The organism is Rubrivirga sp. S365 (genome assembly GCF_032248475.1).
GTDB classification, from domain to species: domain Bacteria; phylum Bacteroidota; class Rhodothermia; order Rhodothermales; family Rubricoccaceae; genus Rubrivirga; species Rubrivirga litoralis.
Genome location: NZ_JAVTTN010000001.1, coordinates 2,796,330 through 2,815,824, shown reverse-complemented (window position 1 = coordinate 2,815,824; position 19,495 = coordinate 2,796,330). Strand labels below are relative to the sequence as shown.

Here is a 19,495-nt window from a genome sequence, read left to right as displayed (position 1 = left end):
TCCCCCCGCCCCGCCCGTCCGCATGGAGGTTCTCTCCCAGATCATCGACGCCGTCAACAACGTGCTCCGGTGGCCCCTCGTCATCGGCCTCTTGGGGACGGGCCTGTTCCTGACGGTCCGGCTCGGGTTCATCCAGTTCCGGCGGCTCGGGCACGGGTTCGCCGTCGCGACCGGGCGCTACGACGACCCCGACGAGCCCGGCGACGTGAGCCACTTCCAGGCGCTCACGACCGCGCTCTCGGCCACGGTCGGCGTGGGCAACATCGCCGGCGTCGCGCTCGCGATCCACATCGGGGGGCCCGGCGCGCTGTTCTGGATGTGGATCACGGCCCTGCTCGGGATGGCCACGAAGTACTCCGAGGTCACGCTCGCCCAGCAGTACCGCGACGTCCACCACGACGAGGACGGGAAGGCGTGGGAGGGCTCCGTCTCCGGCGGCCCGATGTACTACATCGAGCGCGGGCTCGGGCGCAAGTGGAAGCCGGTCGCGGTGTTCTTCGCGTTCGCCCTCATGGTCACCTCGTTCATGACCGGCAACGCCGTCCAGGCCAACACGGTCGCGACCCAGGTGTTCGACACGTTCGGCGTCGACCCCTGGATCACCGGGCTCGTGACCGCGACGATCGTCGGCATCGTGATCCTGGGCGGCATCAGCCGGATCGGCAAGGTGACCTCGATCGTGGCCCCGGTGATGGCCGCGATCTACGTCGCCGGCGCCCTCCTCATCTTGGTCCTCAACATCGGCGAGATCCCGGCGGCCTTCGGCCGGATCTTCTCCGAGGCGTTCAACCCCACGTCCGGCGTCGCCGGGACGGGCGCCGGCGTGTTCCTGCTGACGATGCTCTACGGCGTCCAGCGCGGGCTCTTCTCGAACGAGGCCGGTCAAGGCTCGGCGCCGATTGCCCACTCGGCGGCCAAGACCGACGAGCCGGTCTCCGAGGGCGCGGTCGCGCTCCTGGAGCCCTTTATCGACACGATCCTGATCTGCACCATGACCGGCCTCGTCCTGGTCACGACGGGCGCGTTCGAGGCGACGGCGCCCGCTCCGCTCGACCTGGGCGCGAGCAACGTGTCGTTCGTCGAGGGCGACCGCGAGACGGGGTACACGCCCTACCTCGGCCAGGACGCGATCTCGTACGAGGAGGGGATGGCCCAGACGCTCGACGGGCCGCGGCTCGGCCGGTTCAGCGTCGGCGTCGATACGCTCTACGTCGACGAGGCGCAGACGCGGCCGTTCACGGGCACCATCGACCCCGACCTCCGCGTCGCCCGCGACGCCGACGGCACCGTCCGGGAGACGCTCTACGGCAACACCGTCCGGACGTCGGCGCCGCTCACGACGCTGGCCTTCGAGCGCGGCCTGGCCCCGATCGGGCTGGGCGGGCTGGGCGGCTCGATCGTCCTGTTCTCGGTCATCCTGTTCGCGATCTCGACCTCGATCTCGTGGAGCTACTACGGCGACCGGTGCGCGAACTACCTGTTCGGGACCAAGGCCATCCTACCGTTCAAGGCCGTGTTCGTCGTGATGCACTTTATCGGCGCGGTCCTGGCCGTGACGACGATCTGGGACCTCGGCGACGTCGCGCTCTCGCTGGTCACGCTCCCCAACGTGCTCGCGCTGATCCTGCTTTCGGGCACGCTCAAAAAGCTGACCGACAGCTACTTCGAGCGCAAGCCGTGGCGCGAGAACGCCGAGGTCCACAAGCGGGTCGTGGCCGAGAAGCAGGCGAACAAGCGGCGCCCGAAGTAGCCGCCCGCCACCCCGCCCGCCGAGGGCGGGGTGGACCTCCCGCCGCCCCGCCCTCGCTGCCCCGCCCGATGCTCACCGTCGTCGACCACCCGCTCCTGAAGCGCGCGCTGACCACGCTCCGCGACCGGACCACGCCCTACGGCGCGTTCCGCCGCACACTCGCCGACGTGTCGTCGATCCTGGCCTATGAGGCGCTGCGGACGCTGCCCGTCGAGCCGGTCCGCGTAGCCACGCCGCTCGAAGAGACCGAGGGCGACCGGCTGGCCCGCGAGGTCGTCGTGGTGCCGGTCCTGCGGGCCGGGCTCGGGCTCGTCGACGGGTTCGTGCGCTACGTGCCCGAGGCCCGCGTCGGCCACCTCGGCATGTACCGCGACGAGGCCTCGCACGAGCCGGTCGACTACTACTCGAACGTGCCGCCGCAGGTGGCCGACGCCCGCGTGTTCGTCGTCGACCCCATGCTGGCGACGGGCGGGTCGGCGTCGGGCGCGCTCGGCCACCTCAAGCAGCGCGGGGCGACGGACCTCTCGTTCGTCTGCCTCGTGGCCGCCCCCGAGGGCGTCGCCCGCCTCGACGCCGAGCACCCGGACGTCGACGTGGTCACGGCCGCGCTCGACCGCGAGCTCGACGCCGACAAGTTCATCCGGCCCGGCCTCGGCGACGCCGGCGACCGCATCTTTGGAACGGCATGAGGAAGAGGAATACAGGGATGGGGGATGAGGGATGGGGGGAGTACGCTCCCGCGTCCGGCGCCCCGCCCGCGCTTGCCGCCCCGCCCTCGGCGGCGTTCTCCTCTCGTGGGCGGGGCGGGGTGGTCCGGGCCTTGCTGGCCGTGCTTCTCCTCGCGCTGGCCGCCCCGCCCGCGCTCGCCCAGGACGCGGCGGTGCCCGACCCCGCGCCCCCGCCGGAGGCGCCGGTCACGCTCCAGGCGCCGCCGCCGCCCGACGCCGCGCCCGTCGTGCCCGCCCCGCCCGCCGACGCGGTGGTCCACGACCTGGACGCGGCGGATGCGGAGGCGTCCGCCGCGGTCGCCGAGGCCGACGGCCGCAACGTCGGGTGGCTCGCCATCCTCCCCGCCCTCATCGCGATCGCGGCGGCGCTCCTGTTCCGCCAGGTCATCGCGGCCCTGTTCCTCGGCGTCTGGCTGGGCGCCTGGATCGTCACCGGCGACCTCGCGACGGGATGGTTTACGGGCCTCTTCGCGACGGTCCAGGTCTACGTGCTCGCCGCGCTCGCCGACGCCGACCACGCGGCCATCATCATCTTTACGCTGATGATCGGGGGGACGGTCGGGCTCATCCAGAAGAACGGCGGGACGGCCGCCATCGTCGACGTCGCCACCAAGTGGGCGCGGTCGGCGGGGCGGGGGCAGATGGCGACGGCGCTCCTGGGGACGGCCGTCTTCTTCGACGACTACGCCAACACGCTCATCGTCGGCGGGACGATGCGGCCGATCACGGACCGGCTCCGCGTGAGCCGCGAAAAGCTGGCCTACATCGTCGACTCGACGGCGGCGCCGATCGCGTGCCTCGCGCTCACGACGACCTGGATCGGGTACGAGGTGGGCCTCATAGGGACGGCCATCGCCGATCTCCCGGACTACGACGAGGGCGCCTACTCGGTCTTCCTCAACTCGATCCCGTACTCGTTCTACCCCATCCTCGCGCTGTTCTTCGTCTACCTCGTCGCGGGGACGCGCCGCGACTTTGGGCCGATGCTGGCCGCCGAGCGCCGGGCGCGCGAGACGGGACAGCTCTACCGGCCGGGCTCGAACGCCGAGGCGGCCGAGGCCGAGGCCGAGGCCATGACGCCGCCCCCGGACGCCCCGAAGCGGCTCGTCAACGCCGTGCTCCCCATCGCCGTCCTGGTCGTGGGCGTCCTCGCGGGCCTCTTTATCACCGGCCGCGCGGCCGTGATCGAGGGCGGGGCGGAGATGACGATCACCAACGTCGTCGGCGAGGCCAACAGCTACACGGCCATGATGTGGGCGTCGCTCGCCTCGGTCCTGACGGCGGTCGCGCTGACGGTCGGGCAGCGGATCCTGACGCTGGGCGACACCATCGACGCGTGGTACGCCGGGATGCGGACGATGCTGCTCGCCATCGTCATTCTGGTCCTGGCGTGGTCGCTCGCGAACGTGAACGACGCGCTCGGCACGGCCGACGTCCTAGTCGACGCGCTCTCGGGGGCCGTCCTGCCCGGGTTCGTCCCGGCCATCGTGTTCCTGCTGGCGGCCGCGACGGCGTTCTCGACGGGGTCGTCATGGGGGACGATGGGGATCCTCATGCCGCTCGTGATCCCGCTCGCCTGGGGCGTGCTGGCCGCCGACGGGCTCCACACGTCGGGCGAGTACCACCACATCATCTACTCGACGGTGAGCGCGGTCCTGGCCGGCGCCGTCTGGGGCGACCACTGCTCGCCGATCTCGGACACGACGATCCTGTCGTCGCTCGCGTCGAGCTGCGACCACATCGACCACGTCCGCACGCAGCTCCCGTACGCGCTCACGACGGGCGGGGTGGCGCTCCTGCTGGGGACGATCCCGACCGGGTTCAACGTGCCGTGGTGGGTCATGATGCCGATCTGCGCGCTCGTCCTCGTCGGCGTCATCCGGTTCGTCGGCGAGCCGGTGGAGCCGGAGCCGGAGCCGGAGCCGGTGGCGTGAAGGGGTACGGGGTACTCGGTACGGGGTGCGGAGGGGCAGGGCCGGTCGGCCGCGCCCCGTCCGCTGCGCTCCATCCGTCGTGAGCGCCGCCCCGCCCGACGACGGGCCTCCCCGCCCCGCCCCGCCCGACGACGGGCCTCCCCGCCCCGCCCCGCCCGACGACGGGCCTCCCCGCCCCGCCCCGCCCGACGGCCTCGATCCGGGTGAGGCGCCGTTTCCGGTTGTCTATCTGGACAACCACCTGCTCGTCGTCTCGAAGCCGCCCGGCCTCCTCGCGCAAGGCGACGCGACGGGCGATGCGGACCTCGTGACGCTCGCGAAGGCGTATCTCAAAGAGCGGTTCGACAAGCCAGGCAACGTGTTCGTCGGCCTGGTCCACCGCCTCGACCGGCCGACGAGCGGCGTCGTAGCCCTCGCGCGGACGTCGAAGGCGGCGTCGCGCCTGAGCGACCAGTTCCGTCGCCGCGCTGTCCAGAAGCGCTACCTCGCCGTCGTTGACGGACGCCTCAATGGGGCGGGGCGGCGCGAGGACTGGCTCTCGTCCGCGGGCGGGGAGGTCGCCGTCGTCGCTGAGGGCGCGCCGGGTGCCAGGCGGGCGGCGCTCTCCTGGCGCGTCCTCGCATCGCGGGCGGACCGAACGCTCGTGGACGTCGACCTGGAGACGGGCCGCAAGCACCAGATCCGCGTCCAGCTCGCGGCGCTCGGCGCGCCCGTCCTCGGCGACTTCCGGTACGGCAACCAGACCCCGTTCGCCGGCGGCCGCGGCATCGCGCTCCACGCCTACCGCCTGACGCTGGAGCACCCGACGCGCCGCGAGCCCCTGACGTTCACCGCCCCGCCCCCGCTTGCGTGGGGCGGCCTGTTCGACGCTGAGGTGGCGGAGGCCGTCGGGCGGGGCGGGGCGGGGTGACGGGGCGCGCCGGGCTCGTCTCCACCCCGCCCGCGCGCCGTCGGGCGGGGCGGCGGTCTGCCCGAACGGGCTTGCGCCGCGCGGGCGGGGCGGGCACCTTCCCGTACCCCGTACCCCGTACCCCGTACCCCGTACCCCGTACCCCGTACCCCGTACCCCGTACCCCGTACCCCGTACCCCGTACCCACCCCGCCCATGCCCCGCCCCACGCTCGACGCCATCGAAGTCCGCGTCGTCGGCGCCCTCGTCGAGAAGGCGCTCGCGACGCCCGACAGCTACCCGCTCTCGCTCAACGCGCTCGTCGGCGCGTGCAACCAGAAGACGGCGCGCGACCCCGTCGTCGACTACTCGGAGCGCGAGGTGACGGCGGCGCTCGACCGGCTGGGCCGGCGCGGGCTCGTCGGGACCACGAGCGGGGCGGGGCACCGGGTCGCCAAGTTCCGCCAGAACCTCGACCGCGCGCTCGGCCTGTCGCGGCGCGAGCTGGCCGCGCTCGCCGTGCTCCTGCTCCGTGGGCCGCAGACGGCCGGCGAGGTCCGCACGCGGGCGGGGCGGATGGCCGACTTCGAGAGCACCGAGGCGGCCGAGGAGGCGCTGTGGATGCTCGGCGACCGCAACGAGCCGCTCGCCGTCCGCCTGGACCGAGCGCCGGGGCAGTCGGCCGACCGCTACGCCCACGCGCTCTCAGGCGAGCCGCAGGCCGACGAGCCGCAGGCCGACGAGCCCGGCGCCGCCCCGCCTTCAGCGTCCACCACCCCGCCCGCGGGCGGGGCGGGGGATCTGGAGGAGCGAGTCGCCGCGCTGGAGGCCGAGCTCGCCCGGCTGCGCGAGGCGTTCGCCGCGTTCCGGTCGCAGTTCGAGTAGGGCGGGGCGGGGGCACGGTCGCCCCGAGGTGGCCGCCCCGCCCGTGGTCTGTGGGCACGAGAGAGCCCGTCCGCACATGCCCACCGCGCTTCGCCCAAACCGGCCCCGGCAGGGGCGGGCGGGGTGGTTCCGTACGCCGTGCGGGTGTGACGGACACATGTCACCCAAGCTCCCGATCTTGGACCACATTGACTCCGCGACCCATGACGTCCATCGGACCGACGAACGTAGAACTCGCCGAGGCCCTCGAGCAGATGGCCGAGGTCCTCGTCCGGCGCGGCGAAACGAACCCGTACCGTGTCCAGGCCTATCTCCAGGCGTCTGCGATGCTCCGGGAGCTCGACGAGCCCGTGGCCCGGCTCTACGGCGAGGGCGGCCGCGACGCGCTCACGGCGCTCCCCGGCGTCGGCGTGAGCCTGGCGCACCACATCGCGCAGTACGTTGAGACCGGGCGGATCGGGCTGCGCGACCGGCTCCTTCGCGCCGAGGACCCGGTCGCGCTCCTCGCCACGCTCCCCGGCGTGAGCCGCGCGCTCGCGCAGCGGTTCGTGACGGAGCTGGGCATCGAGTCGCTGGCCGAGCTGGAGCGGGCGTCCCACGACGGGCGGCTCCAGGACCTCGACGGCGTCGGCCCGCGCACGACCGAGGCCATCCGGCTCCAGCTCAACTCGGTCCTCAACCGCTCCGCCCGGCGCCGCGCACGCCGCGTCCGCCGGCAGGTCCAGCAGATCGCCGCCGGCCAGCGCCGCGCGGCCGACGCCGTCGCCGAGCGGGCCGAGGAGCCCGCCGCCCCGCCCGTCGCCACGATCTACACGCTGTTCCCCCCGGCCGCGGCCTGACCGCCCCGCCCACGCGGACGGCTCAAAGAGGACGGGGTGGGGGCGGGGCGGTCTCAGGCAACGTGAGCACCCGCTCTCCCGGCGGCGCAGGCCGCCCCGCCCACCGCGGGCGGGGTGGGCACGGTCGCGTCTGCTCATCCCTCCATCCCGCGTCCCGCCGATCCCTCCGTTCTACGCCCCCTTCCGCTCGGCGAAATCTAAAAAGCGGTTCGCGAGCGTCCGCGCGAGGTCCGGCGCGTTGCCCCACGCCCGGTTGTTGCAGACCACGTCCAGCGTCACCCCGGCCTCGACCGCCTGGTACATGAGCGCCGTCGCCTCGTCGACCATGCGGCGCGCGTCGCGCGTGTCGCTCAGGCCCGGCGCCGGCATCTCGAACGGGTAGGCCAGCCGGAACGAGTCGTCGAAGCTCATGTCGCGCGGCTGGATCAGGCGGAGGACCGCCCCGCCCGACGCCGACGTGAACCGCTCGCCCACCAGCCGCCACTGGTCGATGATCGGCGGGAGCCATTGCCAATGGCTAAAGCAGAACCCCAGATCGCGGTTCGCGAGCCACTCGAGGTAGACCGGCGTAAGCTGGTGCGACGAACGAATTTCGAAGTGGAGCGGCGTGTCGTTGGGGACGTCCGCGACGAAGCGGTCCCACTCGGCCACGAACGTGTCCGGGTCGGGGCTGTCGCGGGCGCGCTCGTACGGCTGCTCCAGGATCACGCCGGCCAGCTTCACGCCGAGCGCCTTCTGGGCGGGGTGGAGAAAGCGGTCGGTAAAGAGGGCCGGGTCGAGGTAGTCCGGGTTCTCGACGTAGGCCCATCGGCCGTCGACCTTCCGGCGGAGCCGGCGTGCTACGACCTGCTGCGGCACCTTGAGGAGGAACCGGGCCGTCGCCGGCGCGGCGTCGTTGTAGTGCTGGAGCTGGAACAGCCCGGGCGCGGGCTTCCCCGTCTCCTCGACGAGCGGGCGGTAGTACGTCGAGTCGATCTCGAGCACGCCGAAGTGGAGGAAGTAGTCCTCGACGGACGCCACCGGCAGCAGGCGCTCCTCGACGCTCTCGCCGCCCACGCGCTTTTTCCGCGTCGTCACCTCCCCGCCCCACACGTCGCGCGGGTACACCTGCCCGATCCACGCCGCGTAGCGGTCCGACGCCGACCCGAACCGGAGCGACGGGTGGACGCGCCGGACGTCGTAGGCGTCGGCCTCGGCGCGGCGCGCCTCGACCGGGCGGGGCGCGGACTGCGGCGTGGAATCCGGGGGCGGGGCGGCGCTCACCGGGCGGGGGGGACGCCGGCCGACGGCTCGGTCAGCGGCGTCACGAGCGGGACCGCCTCGGGCTGCCCGTCGCCGCTCGGCGGCTCGGTCGGCGGCCGCTCGCCGGCCAGGAGCGACCGGACGGCGCTCCCGGCCACGAAGAAGCCCAGCACGAGGATGAGGTAGTACGTCAGAAGCCGCCACGTGAGCAGCGCCGGGCCGCCGTACCCGGGCGGGAGGAGCGGGGCGAGGTAGAAGACGTAGAGTGCCTCGATGCCGCCCGACCCGCCCGGCGTGGGCATGGCCAGCCCCGCCAGCCACATGCCGGCCGTCCTGAGCACGAACAGGACGTGGCGGAAGTCGCGCCAGAAGCTGAGGGCGACGAGGAACACGATCCCGTACCGCCCCGCCCAGTAGAACGCGGTGTAGGCGGCGCCCTTCAGGTAGAAGGCGGCCGGCTTGCTGCGGAGCACACGGGCCTGCCGCCGCAGCCGCCGCGCCTCGCGCTGGACCGTCGGCTCGAACCGCCGGAGCCACCGGAAGTGGACGACCCAGTTCGCGAGCCGCTCGATGAGCTCGGGACGGAACAGCGTGGCGTAGGCGAAGAACGCGATGTAGATCAGCATCCCGCCCAGGTACGCCGCGACGGTCCCGATGCCGGCCGCGCCAAGCCCGGTCGGAAACACGGGCACCCAGATCGCCGAGAGGTACAGGACCACGATCAGCAGGGCGAACCAGATCTGGTCCATCAGCATGGCGAACAGCATGACCGCCGTGATCTCGCCGTAGGGGACCTTGTTTTCCCGGGCGATAAAGAAGGCCGCGAACGGCGCCCCGCCCAGCGCCGACGGCGTGACGGCCGACATAAAGTCCCACGTCACCTGCGACCGGAGCCCCCCCGGCACCGAGAGGGCGCCGCCCGAGACGTGGCGGAGCCTCAGCCCGCCCGCCGTGATCTGCACGCCCAGCGCGCCGACGGCGCCGAGGAGGATCCACGGGTTGAACGTGTCGCGGACGTCGCTGAACGTGCCCGGCTCGTACGTCAGCCACAGGACGACGGCGAGGGCGCTGAGGCTCAGCGCGACGGGCAGCACGAGGTCCCGCTTGCGGACGCGGCGTGCGGGGGCGGGTAGGGGGGAGGCGGCGTCCATGCGGTCCGGCAGACGGGGGAAAAGATAGGCCGGTTGCACACGCGGAGCCGACGCGCCGCACCGCGAGCCCGGGCGGGGCGGCGTCCGTCCCCACCCCGCCCCGTCCGCCAAGCGCCGCGCGTCCTGGCGGCGGCGCCGTCCGCATGGGACGGGGTGGTCGGGCGGGGTGGTCGCACCCGCCCGTCGACCGCCCCGCCCCGCCCACGCGCGAGCGGGGCGGGCCTCGTGCGCCGCCCGGTGGGCGGGGCGGCGGCTCTTCACCCATTCATCCCGCTCGCGGGGCACGTTGGTTGTCCGCGCCCCGGGCGGGCCGGTATCTTCGGCCCGCCGGCCGCTCTGTTGCCGCCCGGTGCCCCTCGCCCTCCGGGTCCGCCCCTCATGCTGGAGCTGTTCCTCTTCTTCGTCTTCGCCGTCTTCGCCGTCGCCGGCGCCGTCGGCATGCTGGTCTCGCGGAGCCCAGTCGCGAGCGCGCTCTGGATGGTCCAGACCATGCTGGCGCTCGCGTGCCTGTACCTGACGCTGAACGCGACGTTCATCGGCGTCGTGCAGGTCCTGGTCTACGCCGGGGCCATCATGGTCCTGTTCCTGTTCGTGATCATGCTCCTCAACCTCGAGGAGGCGCCGACGCTCAGCGGGTTCTCGTGGGCGCGCGCGGCCGCGTTCGTGGCCGGCGTCGGCGTGCTGGCCCTGCTCCTAGCCGTCGTCTCGGTCCGCCTCGTCGGCCTCCCCGATGCGCCCGTCGCAGCGGAGCCCGTGGTCGAGACGTCGGTCGTGGCGCTCGGCGTCGCGCTCCTGACCCGGCACGCGTTCTCTCTCGAGATCATCGCTGCCCTGCTCCTGGCGGCCACGATCGGCGCCGTGCTCCTCGCCAAGAAACGCTTCGTGTGACGTCGGTACCGCGGCACAGGGTACAGGGTACCCTCTGCGCCCACCGTCTAGCCGTACCCCGTACCTAGTACCCCGTACCGAACGCATGGACCTCACCTGGTACCTCTCGCTGAGCGCCGTGCTCTTCACGATCGGCGTGCTCGGCGTCCTCCTCCGCCGGAACGTGATCGTCGTGTTCCTCTCGGTCGAGCTCATGCTGAACTCGGTGAACCTCTCGCTGGTCGCCTTCAGCCAGGCCTTCGGCGACGTGGAGGGGCAGATCCTGGTCTTTTTCGTCATCTCCGTCGCCGCCGCCGAGGCCGCGGTCGGGCTCGCCATCGTCATCGCGCTCTTCCGCAACAAGCTGACGATCAACGTCGACGAAATCCGCCTGTTTAGGGGCTGACGCCCCGGGACTGGCGAATGGGGACTAGGGACTCCATTCGCCGCGTGCCCAGTCCCTAGTCCCCCCGTCCCTACGTCCCCTCCCCGATGGAACTCCTCGTCCGGCTCATCCTGCTCCCCCCGCTGCTCATGGCGGCGTTCAACGGGATGATGGGCCTGTTCGCCCCCGGTTACCGGAAGCAGGAGTGGGTCGTGGGCGGGCTGGCGCTCGTCGCCGTGGCCGTCCCGTTCGCCGTCACGTGCGCGCTGTTCTTCGGGTTCGAAGCCCCGTACGTCGTCCGCTACTTCACGTGGCTCACGGCCGGCGACCTCCAGGTGGACTTCGCCTACCGGATCGACCAGCTCTCGCTGCTCATGACCCTCGTCGTCACCGGCGTGGGCTCGCTCATCCACCTGTACTCGATCGGGTACATGAAGGGGGACCCCGGGTTCTGGCGCTTTTTCGCCTACCTGAACCTGTTCATCTTCGCGATGCTCAACCTGGTGCTCGCGGAGAACCTGCCCGTGCTGTTCCTCGGGTGGGAGGGCGTCGGGCTGTGCTCGTACCTCCTCATCGGGTTCTGGTACACCGACCTCAAGAACTCGGCGGCGGCCAACAAGGCGTTCATCGTCAACCGCATCGGCGACTTCGCCTTCCTGCTGGCCATGTTCATCGTCTTCCAGACGGTGACGGCGGCGCGGCCGGGCGCGTTCGGGCTCGACTTTACGACGCTGCTCGCGCCCGAGACGCTCGCGCTCTTCGACGGACCGGTCGGGTTCTGGGTGTGCCTCCTCTTCTTTATCGGGGCGACGGGCAAGAGCGCGCAGATCCCGCTCTTCGTGTGGCTCCCCGACGCCATGGCCGGGCCGACCCCGGTCAGTGCCCTGATCCACGCGGCGACCATGGTGACGTCGGGGCTGTACCTGCTCGCCCGGCTCAGCGCGCTCGTGCTCCTCGCGCCGGGCGCCATGCAGATCATCGCCGTCGTCGGCGCGCTCACGGCGATTATGGCGGCGACGGTCGCCATGACGCAGAACGACATCAAGAAGGTGCTGGCCTACTCGACGGTCAGCCAGCTGGGCTACATGTTCCTGGCGGCCGGCGTCGGCGCCTACTTCGTGGCCATCTTCCACGTCATGACGCACGCTTTCTTTAAAGCGTGCCTGTTCCTGGGCTCGGGGAGCGTCATCCACTCGATGCACCACGTCGAGCACGAGTTGGAGCACAAGGGGCTCATCCCGGGGCCGCACGGCCCGGGCACGCACGACACCCCGCTCGACTCCGAGGCCGCCAACGACCCGTTCAAGGAGGGCGGGGCGGGCGCTTTCGAGGAGGACGCCAAGGCCCGTCAGGCCCGCCCCGCCCGTGGCTACGCGACGCTCCCCTACGACGGCCCGTTCGACGCCCAGGACATGCGCACGATGGGCGGCCTCAAACGCTACATGCCATCGACGCGGTGGACCTTCCTGATCGCGACGCTCGCGATCGCCGGCATCCCCGGGCTCGCCGGGTTCTTCTCGAAGGACGAGATCCTGTTCAAGGCGTTCGAGTACGGCTACGACGGGCACCTCGTGGGCTGGATCGTCTGGATCGTCGGGCTCGTGACGGCGCTCCTGACCGCCATCTACATGACGCGGGCCTACCTGCTGACCTTCGAGGGCGACCCGCGCTGGCCCGACGCGCTCGACACGCACCCGCACGAGAGCCCGTGGACGATGACCGTCCCCCTGTGGGTGCTCGCCGGGCTCTCCGTCGTCGGCGGCTTCCTGGGCCTCCCGCCCGTCATCACCGAGACGTTCGGGCTGCCGGACTCGTGGATCCACCACTGGCTCGGGCAGGCTTACGGCGGACCCGTCGCCGAGTTGATCCACGAGGATCTCCCGACGGCCTTTACCACGTGGATGCTCCTCGGCGTCGGCGCCCTCATCGCGATCGCCGGCGTGGCCTTCGCCTGGGTCGGGCTCCGGTTCGGCCCGCGCGGCCCCGAGGCCGACCGCGGCATCCGCCGGCTCATGGGCTTCCTGTACCGCCCGGCCTCGCGCAAGTGGTACTGGGACGAGGCCTACGACGCGGCCGTCGTCGACCCCATCGTCGAGGGCTCGCGCAAGGGGCTCGCCCCGTTCGACAAGAAGGGCGTCGACGGCGCTGTGATGGGCATGGCCGGCTCCATCCGCGAGTCCGCCTCGCGCCTCCGCCGCCTGCAGACGGGCGTGGTTCAGACGTACGCCTTCGCCGTCGTGCTCGGCGTGCTCGGCGTCGTCGCGCTGCTCCTGTTCACGTGATCGCCGCCCCGCCCTCTCGCTGTGGCGCGACCGCCCCGCCCGCCGAGGGCGGGGTGGGGGAGGGCCGCCCCGCCCACGCCGCGACCGGCCGCGCGCTGCGCCCGGGCGGGGCGGTGAGCCCGCCCCGCCCCACCCCTTTGGTCCCCGGCGGAGACGCCGTACCGCGACGCCTCTACGTCCCCCCGTTTAATGGCTGACTGGCTCCTCTCGCTCATCCTGTTCCTCCCCGCCCTGGGCGCGCTGGCCGTGCTCGTGGTGCCGGGTGTGAGCGCGGTCCGGTGGACGGCCCTGGCCTTTACCACGGCCACGTTCGTGCTGTCGCTCGGGCTGTGGGCGGCGTTTGACCCGGCGGCCTCGACGGCGCTCGCGCCGCAGCTCGCGACGCGCGCGCCGTGGTTCGGCGGCATCGACATCAGCTACTACATCGGGATCGACGGGCTGAACCTGCTGCTGGTCCTGCTCACGACGCTCCTGGGGCCGGTCATCGTGCTCTCGTCGTGGACCTACATCGGCAAGCTGCACAAGGGGTACTACGCGCTCATGCTGCTGCTGGAGACCGGCGTGCTCGGCGTGTTCCTCTCGTTCGACGTCTTCCTGTTCTACGTCTTCTTCGAGCTCACGCTGATCCCGATGGTGTTCATCATCGGCATCTGGGGCGGGGAGGACCGCATCTACGCGGCCGTCAAGTTCGTGCTGTACACGCTCGTCGGGTCGCTCCTGATGCTGGTCGGCGTGATCTGGCTGGGCTTCGAGGCCGGCGACGCCGTCAACGGCGGCGTGTTCACGACCGACTGGTACAAGCTGGTCTCGTTCGGCGTCCCGGTCGGCGCGCAGTACGCGCTCTTCGTCCTGTTCGGGCTGGCGTTCGCGATCAAGGTCCCGCTGTTCCCGCTCCACACGTGGCTCCCCGACGCCCACACGCAGGCGCCGACGGGCGGGTCGGTGGTGCTCGCGGGCGTGCTGCTCAAGATGGGGACGTACGGGCTCTTGAGGTTCGTCATCCCGTTCTTCCCCAACGCGTCCGAGGCGCTGGCCCTCCCGGTCGGCATCCTGGCCGTCATCGGGATCGTCTACGGCGCGCTCGTGGCGTTCGCGCAGACGGACATGAAGAAGCTCGTGGCGTACTCGTCGGTGAGCCACCTCGGGTTCGTGGTCCTCGGCGTGTTCGCGTTCCAGACGATCGCCGTCCAGGGCGCCCTCATCCAGATGGTGAACCACGGGCTCTCGACGGGCGCGCTGTTCCTCATCATCGGGATGCTCTACGAGCGGCGCCACACGCGCGCGATGGCCGACTACGGCGGCATCGCCAAGACCGTCCCCGTCTTGACGTTCTTCATGCTGTTCAGCGTGTTCGCGTCGGCTGGCCTGCCCGGGCTGAACGGGTTCGTGGGCGAGTTCATGATCCTCATCGGGTCGTGGCAGTCGCCGACGCTGGGCCACCCCGCCCTCATCGCCGTCGCCACGACGGGCGTGATCTTCGCCGCCGTCTACCTCTTGTGGATGGTCTACCGGACGTTCTTCGGCGAGGTCACGAGCGAGGCGAACGCGACGATGAAGGACCTGAACGGCCGCGAGCTGGGCATCCTCGTCCCGCTGGCCGCGCTCATGCTGGTGCTCGGGTTCTGGCCCGCCCCGTTCCTCGAGCGCTCCGAGCTCGCCGTCCGGTCCGTCGTCGCCACGTCGATCGCCAAGGCCGAGGCCGTCGAGGCGGCCGAGGCCATCGTCGGGGGCGGGGTGGCCGTCGTGGTCCCCGTCCTGTGGCCCGAGCCCATCGCCGACGAGGCGCCGCGGCCGTCCGGCCCGGTCCCCGTCCCCGGCGCGCCCGTCCCCGCCGTCGCGCACTAGCCCCCGTGGCCCCTCCGCCACCGCCCCGCCCACGCCCGCTCATGGTCCGCCCCGCCGCGCTTCTCGCGCTCCTCCTCCTCCTGTTCGCCCCGCCCGCGCTCGCGCAGACGGACGCGGACGTCGACGCCCCGCCCAGCGTCGAGGCCCTCGACATCGACGACGACGCGGCGGCCATCGAGCGCCGCGGCGAGATCGCCGACGAGCGGCTGGGCGACGGCGAAGGCCTGGGCGCCGACCACGGCGGCGACGACGAGCACGCCGACAACGGCCACGGCGCCGCCCCGCCCGTGTGGCTCGTGATCCCGTTCGTGGTGCTCCTGCTCATGATCGCGACGGGGCCGCTGTTCTACGCCCACTTCTGGCACCACAACTACCCGAAGATCGCGATCGCGCTCGGCCTCATCACGGCGGCGTATTACCTCCTCGTCATGGGCGACGGGATCCCAATTTTGCACGCGGCCGAGGAGTACTTCGCCTTTATCGCGCTCCTGGGCTCGCTCTACGTCGCGAGCGGGTGCATCCTCATCAAGACCGACTTTGCCGGCACCCCGAAGGCCAACACGATCCTGCTCCTGGTCGGCGGGGTCCTGGCCAACTTTATCGGGACGACGGGCGCCTCGATGCTCCTCATCCGCCCCTACATGCGGCTCAACGCGGGGCGGCTGAAGGCGTACCACATCATCTTCTTCATCTTTATCGTCTCGAACGTGGGCGGGGCGCTCACGCCGATCGGCGACCCGCCGCTGTTCCTGGGCTTCCTCCGCGGCGTCCCGTTCTTCTGGACCGTCGCCCACGTCTGGTACATCTGGCTCCCGACGATCCTCGCCATCGCGGCCGTCTTCTACGTCATCGACGGCCGGAACAAGGAGGGGAGCCTCCGCGAGGGCGCCGAGCAGGTCGGGATCGACGTCGACCCCGGCGAGGTCCCGGGCGGGGCGGCGGTCCCCGAGGCCCGCGGCGTCCAGGACGTCGCCGACGTCCGCACGCCGGGCGAGGCGGTCCTGCCCGTCGACCGGAAGCGGCCGTTCTACCACGACATCGCCATCGAGGGCAAGGTCGGGTTCGCGTGGCTCGCGGTCGTCATCGCGGCCGTCTTTATCGACCCCAAGGTGATCCCGGCCATCGAGGGGACGATCATCGACCTCCACCACTTTGGCCTCCCGTTCGGGATCCGCGAGGTGATCATGGGGGCCGTGGCGTTCCTCGCCTACCGGACGGCGAACAAGGACATCCTCAAGGGCAACGACTTCAACTTCGAGCCCATCAAGGAGGTCGGCTTCCTGTTTATCGGCATCTTCCTGACGATGCAGCCGGCGCTCACGCTGATCGGCGCGTTCGCGAGCGAGAACGCGAGCGCGCTCGGCGTCTCGTCGTTCTACTTCGGGACCGGCGTGCTGTCCGGCGTGCTCGACAACGCGCCGACCTACGTGAGCTTCCTCTCGGCGGCGATGGGCAAGTTCGGGATGGACGTGAACATCCCCGAGATGGTCCGCGACTTCGCCGTCCACCCGGGCGACCCGACCGGCTTCTACCTCCAGGCGATCTCGGTCGCGTCCGTGTTCTGGGGCGCGCTGACCTACATCGGCAACGGGCCGAACTTCATGGTCAAGGCGATCGCCGAGTCGAGCGGCGTCGACACGCCCTCGTTCGTGGCTTACATGGTCAAGTACTCGATCCCGATCCTCGTCCCGATCTACATCGTGGTCTGGCTCGTGTTCTTCAGCGGCTGGGTGCTCCCGCACCCCGACGACGTCCAGCACACGGTCGAGGCCGTGTTCCGGTCGTCCGGCCTGCTCCTCCACTTCTAGGACCGGCTCGGGCGGGGCGGGCGACCACCCCGCCCCGGACGCCCCGCCGCCGCCCCTCCCGAACCGCTTCCCGCTCTCCATGCCCGCCCGCCGCACCCCGCTCTCCGACGACCAGATTGCCGACGCGCTCCCCGAGGGGTGGCGTCACGAGACGGACGGTGAGGAGAGCCGGCTCGAGCAGACGTTCTCGTTCGACGACTTCCGCACGGCGTTCGCGTTCCTGACGCGCGTGGCGTTCGAGGCCGAGGCCGTCGACCACCACCCCGAGATCGCCAACGTCTACGACACGGTCCACCTCTCGCTCTCGACGCACGACGCCGGCAACCGGGTGACGGAGAAGGACCTCGACCTCGCCCGCCGCGTGTCGGCCATCTAGCGCCGCGCGCCCTGGGCGGGGCGGGCCTTTCGCGCCCGGCCGCCCCGCCCGTGACACGAAGCGCCCGACGCGCTCCGCCACCGAGCCACTTTCCTACGGATTGAATCGTCGGCGAGGGAATCCTTCGCTACGCTCAGGACGACGAGTGGAGACCGACGCGGGCCGCCCCGCCCCCGCGCCACCCCGCCCCGGCGGACTGACAGCCCCCCATGTACGACTTCTTCCTCGAAGACCTCGCAGCGACCGCCCCGATCCTCCTCGTGGCGGCGCTCGGCGTCCTCGTCGTCCTTCTGGACTCGTTCCGCAACGACAGCCCGGCGATCCCGTGGATCGCGGGCGTAGGGATGACCGCCGCCGCCGTCTGGGAGGCGTTCCTCATCGGCCGCCCCGGCGTCGCCTTTGGCGGCGAGGTGTACGTGGGCGGGGCGGCGGCGCTCGCGTGCATCGTGGTCCTCGTGGGCGCCGTCGGCAGCCTCGCGCTGACCGTGCCGTACCTGTCGCGGCTGGGCCGCAACTACGGCGAGGTCCACGCGCTCATCCTGTTCTCGACGGCCGGCATGCTCACGCTGGCCTCGGCCGGCAGCCTGGTCACGCTGTTCGTCGGGCTGGAGACGATGTCGGTGTGCCTCTACGTGCTCACCGGGCTCGTCCGCGAGGAGTCGACGGCGAACGAGAGCGCGCTCAAGTACTTCCTGCTGGGGGCGTTCTCGACCGGGTTCTTCCTCTACGGCGTCGCCCTCCTCTACGGCGCGACCGGCACGATGCAGCTGTCGCTGCTCGCCGAGGGGGTCCTGCTCACCGGGCGAACCGGGCTGTTCCTGGCCGGCGTGGGCCTGCTGCTCGTCGGGTTCTTTTTCAAGGTCTCCGCCGTCCCATTCCATATGTGGACGCCCGACGTGTACCAGGGGGCGCCGACGTCGCTGACGGCGTTCATGTCGACGGCGTCGAAGGCGGCCACGTTCGCGGCGCTGGCAGTCGTCCTCGCGCGGGCGCTCCCGGCCGGGCTCGTTGAGGGCTCGGTGCAGACGGTCCTCGTCGCGGTCTCGGCGATCACGATGGTGGTCGGCAACGTGATCGCGGTCGTGCAGACGAACGTGAAGCGGATGCTGGCCTACTCGTCGGTCGCCCACGCCGGCTACATCCTCGCCGGTCTCGCGGCCGGGACGGCGGCGGGCTACGGGGCGGCCCTGTTCTACCTCCTCGCGTACACGCTCATGAACGTGGGCGCCTTCGGGGCGATCGGCGCGCTCGAGTGGGACGACGAGCAGGGGGCGGACCAGGACCTCGACAGCCTGGCCGGGGCCGGCTACCGGCGGCCGTTCCTGGGCGTGGCGCTCGGCGTGTTCATGTTCGCGCTGACGGGCTTCCCGCCGCTCGCCGGCTTCATGGGCAAGTTCCTCGTGTTCTCGGCCGTCGTCGACGCCGGGCTCGTGTGGCTGGCCGTGCTCGGCGTGCTGGCGAGCGTGGTCTCGGGGGCGTACTACCTCCGCGTGCTCGTCGTGCTCTGGATGCGGTCGCCCGACGAGGCGCCGGCGAACGCGCAGCGGCCGTTCCCGGTCGCCACGGCGACGGCGGTCGTGGTCGGCGCGTGCGCGATCGCGCTCCTCGTGTTCGGGATCGCCCCGGGCGTCCTCTCGGACGCGGCGACGGCGGCGTACACGCCGGACCCGGTCGTGCTGATCGTGCCGGTGCCCTAAGCGAGCGACGGGTCACGGGTGATGAGTGACGGGCGCCGAGTGCCCGCCCCGCCCGGCTTTGCTGGACCTGCCGCCCCGCCCGTGCATGATCGAGAGGGCGGGGCGGGGGAGAGCGTGCGGGTGAGCGGGGCGGGTGATTTGGGGACAACTTGCCGCCCCGCCTCGGGTACGAGCGGGGCGGGTCGGTGATCTTCCCGTACCCCGTACCCCGTACCCCGTACCCCGTACCCCGTACCCCGCCCTGTGGAACGCCTCCTCCGCGAGTACCTCCCGACGGCCCCCGACCTCGGCCTCTACGTCCGCCCCGACATCCCGGACGCGAAGCTCCGCGCGGCGGTCCAGGACTACGCGCCCGACGTAGCGCCGGGCGACGTGGTCGCGCTCTACGACGCGACGCGGCTGGGGTCGGCGAAGGACGGCGCGCTGTTCCTGGCCGACCGGCTCGTGTTCCAGAACAACGACCTCCAAGCGGCCCGCGTGGTTCGCTACGAAGACGTCGTGGGCGTGCGCGTCAAGCGGAAGCTGCTCGGTGGGCGCGAGGTCCAGATCGATCTCAACCGGGGGCGGGCGACGGTGACGGAGACGCTCGACTTTTCGGGCCAGCCCGGGGCGGCCGAGTACGTCGAGCGGGCGCTGACGCAGGTCCTGGCGCAGGGCGTCCGCCCCGCCCCGGCAGCGCCGGGCGGAACGGACCGAGCGGCCGTCGCCGACGCGCTCGACCGGCTCGTCGAGCGGGGCGACCTCACGGACGCCGACCGCGACCGGATGCTCGCGGCGCTGCGGTAGGGCGGGGCGGGACCTTGGGGGCCGCCGGCCG

Annotated in this window: 16 protein-coding genes; 14 read left to right on the top strand and 2 right to left on the bottom strand. The window is 71.8% G+C overall.

From position 1 onward, the window contains the following. Positions 1–22: 22 nt before the first annotated feature. From RQM47_RS12360 to RQM47_RS12335, 6 genes are all read left to right on the top strand, one after another. Positions 23–1,750, top strand: coding sequence for a sodium:alanine symporter family protein (locus RQM47_RS12360; RefSeq protein ID WP_311662221.1), 1,728 nt, complete (start codon positions 23–25; stop codon positions 1,748–1,750). Positions 1,751–1,818: 68 nt separating this feature from the next. Further along, entirely contained in the window at positions 1,819–2,439 is a 621-nt protein-coding gene (upp, locus tag RQM47_RS12355) for a uracil phosphoribosyltransferase (RefSeq protein ID WP_311662220.1), read from the top strand. Positions 2,440–2,579: 140 nt separating this feature from the next. Further along, positions 2,580–4,412: a Na+/H+ antiporter NhaC family protein gene (locus RQM47_RS12350; RefSeq protein WP_314009437.1), complete on the top strand. Its 1,833-nt coding sequence runs from the start codon at positions 2,580–2,582 to the stop codon at positions 4,410–4,412. 79 nt (positions 4,413–4,491) lie between these two features. Further along, entirely contained in the window at positions 4,492–5,322 is an 831-nt protein-coding gene (locus RQM47_RS12345) for an RluA family pseudouridine synthase (protein ID WP_314009196.1), read from the top strand. A gap of 195 nt (positions 5,323–5,517) precedes the next feature. Next, on the top strand, positions 5,518–6,186 hold the full coding sequence (locus RQM47_RS12340) for a YceH family protein (RefSeq protein ID WP_314009195.1): 669 nt from the start codon (positions 5,518–5,520) through the stop codon (positions 6,184–6,186). 203 nt (positions 6,187–6,389) lie between these two features. Next, complete coding sequence (locus tag RQM47_RS12335; protein ID WP_311662217.1) at positions 6,390–7,025, top strand: helix-hairpin-helix domain-containing protein; 636 nt, start codon at positions 6,390–6,392, stop codon at positions 7,023–7,025. Positions 7,026–7,196: 171 nt separating this feature from the next. On the opposite strand, the gene RQM47_RS12330 is transcribed toward RQM47_RS12335, so the two are convergent. Together RQM47_RS12330 and RQM47_RS12325 are read right to left on the bottom strand one after the other, a co-directional pair. Further along, positions 7,197–8,288, bottom strand: a complete 1,092-nt coding sequence (locus RQM47_RS12330; protein ID WP_314009194.1) for a DUF72 domain-containing protein — start codon at positions 8,286–8,288, stop codon at positions 7,197–7,199. Then, positions 8,285–9,418, bottom strand: a complete 1,134-nt coding sequence (locus tag RQM47_RS12325; RefSeq protein WP_314009193.1) for a lysylphosphatidylglycerol synthase transmembrane domain-containing protein — start codon at positions 9,416–9,418, stop codon at positions 8,285–8,287. The genes RQM47_RS12330 and RQM47_RS12325 overlap by 4 nt, the downstream gene beginning before the upstream one ends. A gap of 378 nt (positions 9,419–9,796) precedes the next feature. Between RQM47_RS12325 and RQM47_RS12320 the strand changes: the two genes are divergently transcribed. From RQM47_RS12320 to RQM47_RS12285, 8 genes are all read left to right on the top strand, one after another. Further along, entirely contained in the window at positions 9,797–10,306 is a 510-nt protein-coding gene (locus RQM47_RS12320; RefSeq protein WP_311662214.1) for an NADH-quinone oxidoreductase subunit J, read from the top strand. A gap of 85 nt (positions 10,307–10,391) precedes the next feature. Next, complete coding sequence (gene nuoK / locus RQM47_RS12315) at positions 10,392–10,691, top strand: NADH-quinone oxidoreductase subunit NuoK (protein WP_311662213.1); 300 nt, start codon at positions 10,392–10,394, stop codon at positions 10,689–10,691. A gap of 86 nt (positions 10,692–10,777) precedes the next feature. Then, positions 10,778–12,952 carry an NADH-quinone oxidoreductase subunit L gene (locus RQM47_RS12310; protein WP_314009192.1) on the top strand — a complete coding sequence of 725 codons (2,175 nt, stop codon included), beginning with the start codon at positions 10,778–10,780 and terminating at the stop codon, positions 12,950–12,952. 189 nt (positions 12,953–13,141) lie between these two features. Further along, positions 13,142–14,797, top strand: coding sequence for an NADH-quinone oxidoreductase subunit M (locus RQM47_RS12305; protein WP_314009191.1), 1,656 nt, complete (start codon positions 13,142–13,144; stop codon positions 14,795–14,797). 41 nt (positions 14,798–14,838) lie between these two features. After that, entirely contained in the window at positions 14,839–16,605 is a 1,767-nt protein-coding gene (locus RQM47_RS12300) for a sodium:proton antiporter (RefSeq protein ID WP_314009190.1), read from the top strand. 79 nt (positions 16,606–16,684) lie between these two features. Next, a complete protein-coding gene (locus RQM47_RS12295; protein ID WP_311662208.1) occupies positions 16,685–16,981 on the top strand; it encodes a 4a-hydroxytetrahydrobiopterin dehydratase in 297 nt (98 codons plus the stop codon). A 209-nt stretch (positions 16,982–17,190) separates the two neighbouring features. Further along, a complete protein-coding gene (locus RQM47_RS12290) occupies positions 17,191–18,678 on the top strand; it encodes an NADH-quinone oxidoreductase subunit N (RefSeq protein WP_311662207.1) in 1,488 nt (495 codons plus the stop codon). A 243-nt stretch (positions 18,679–18,921) separates the two neighbouring features. Next, on the top strand, positions 18,922–19,464 hold the full coding sequence (locus RQM47_RS12285) for a hypothetical protein (RefSeq protein WP_311662206.1): 543 nt from the start codon (positions 18,922–18,924) through the stop codon (positions 19,462–19,464). The last annotated feature ends 31 nt before the right edge of the window (positions 19,465–19,495 follow it).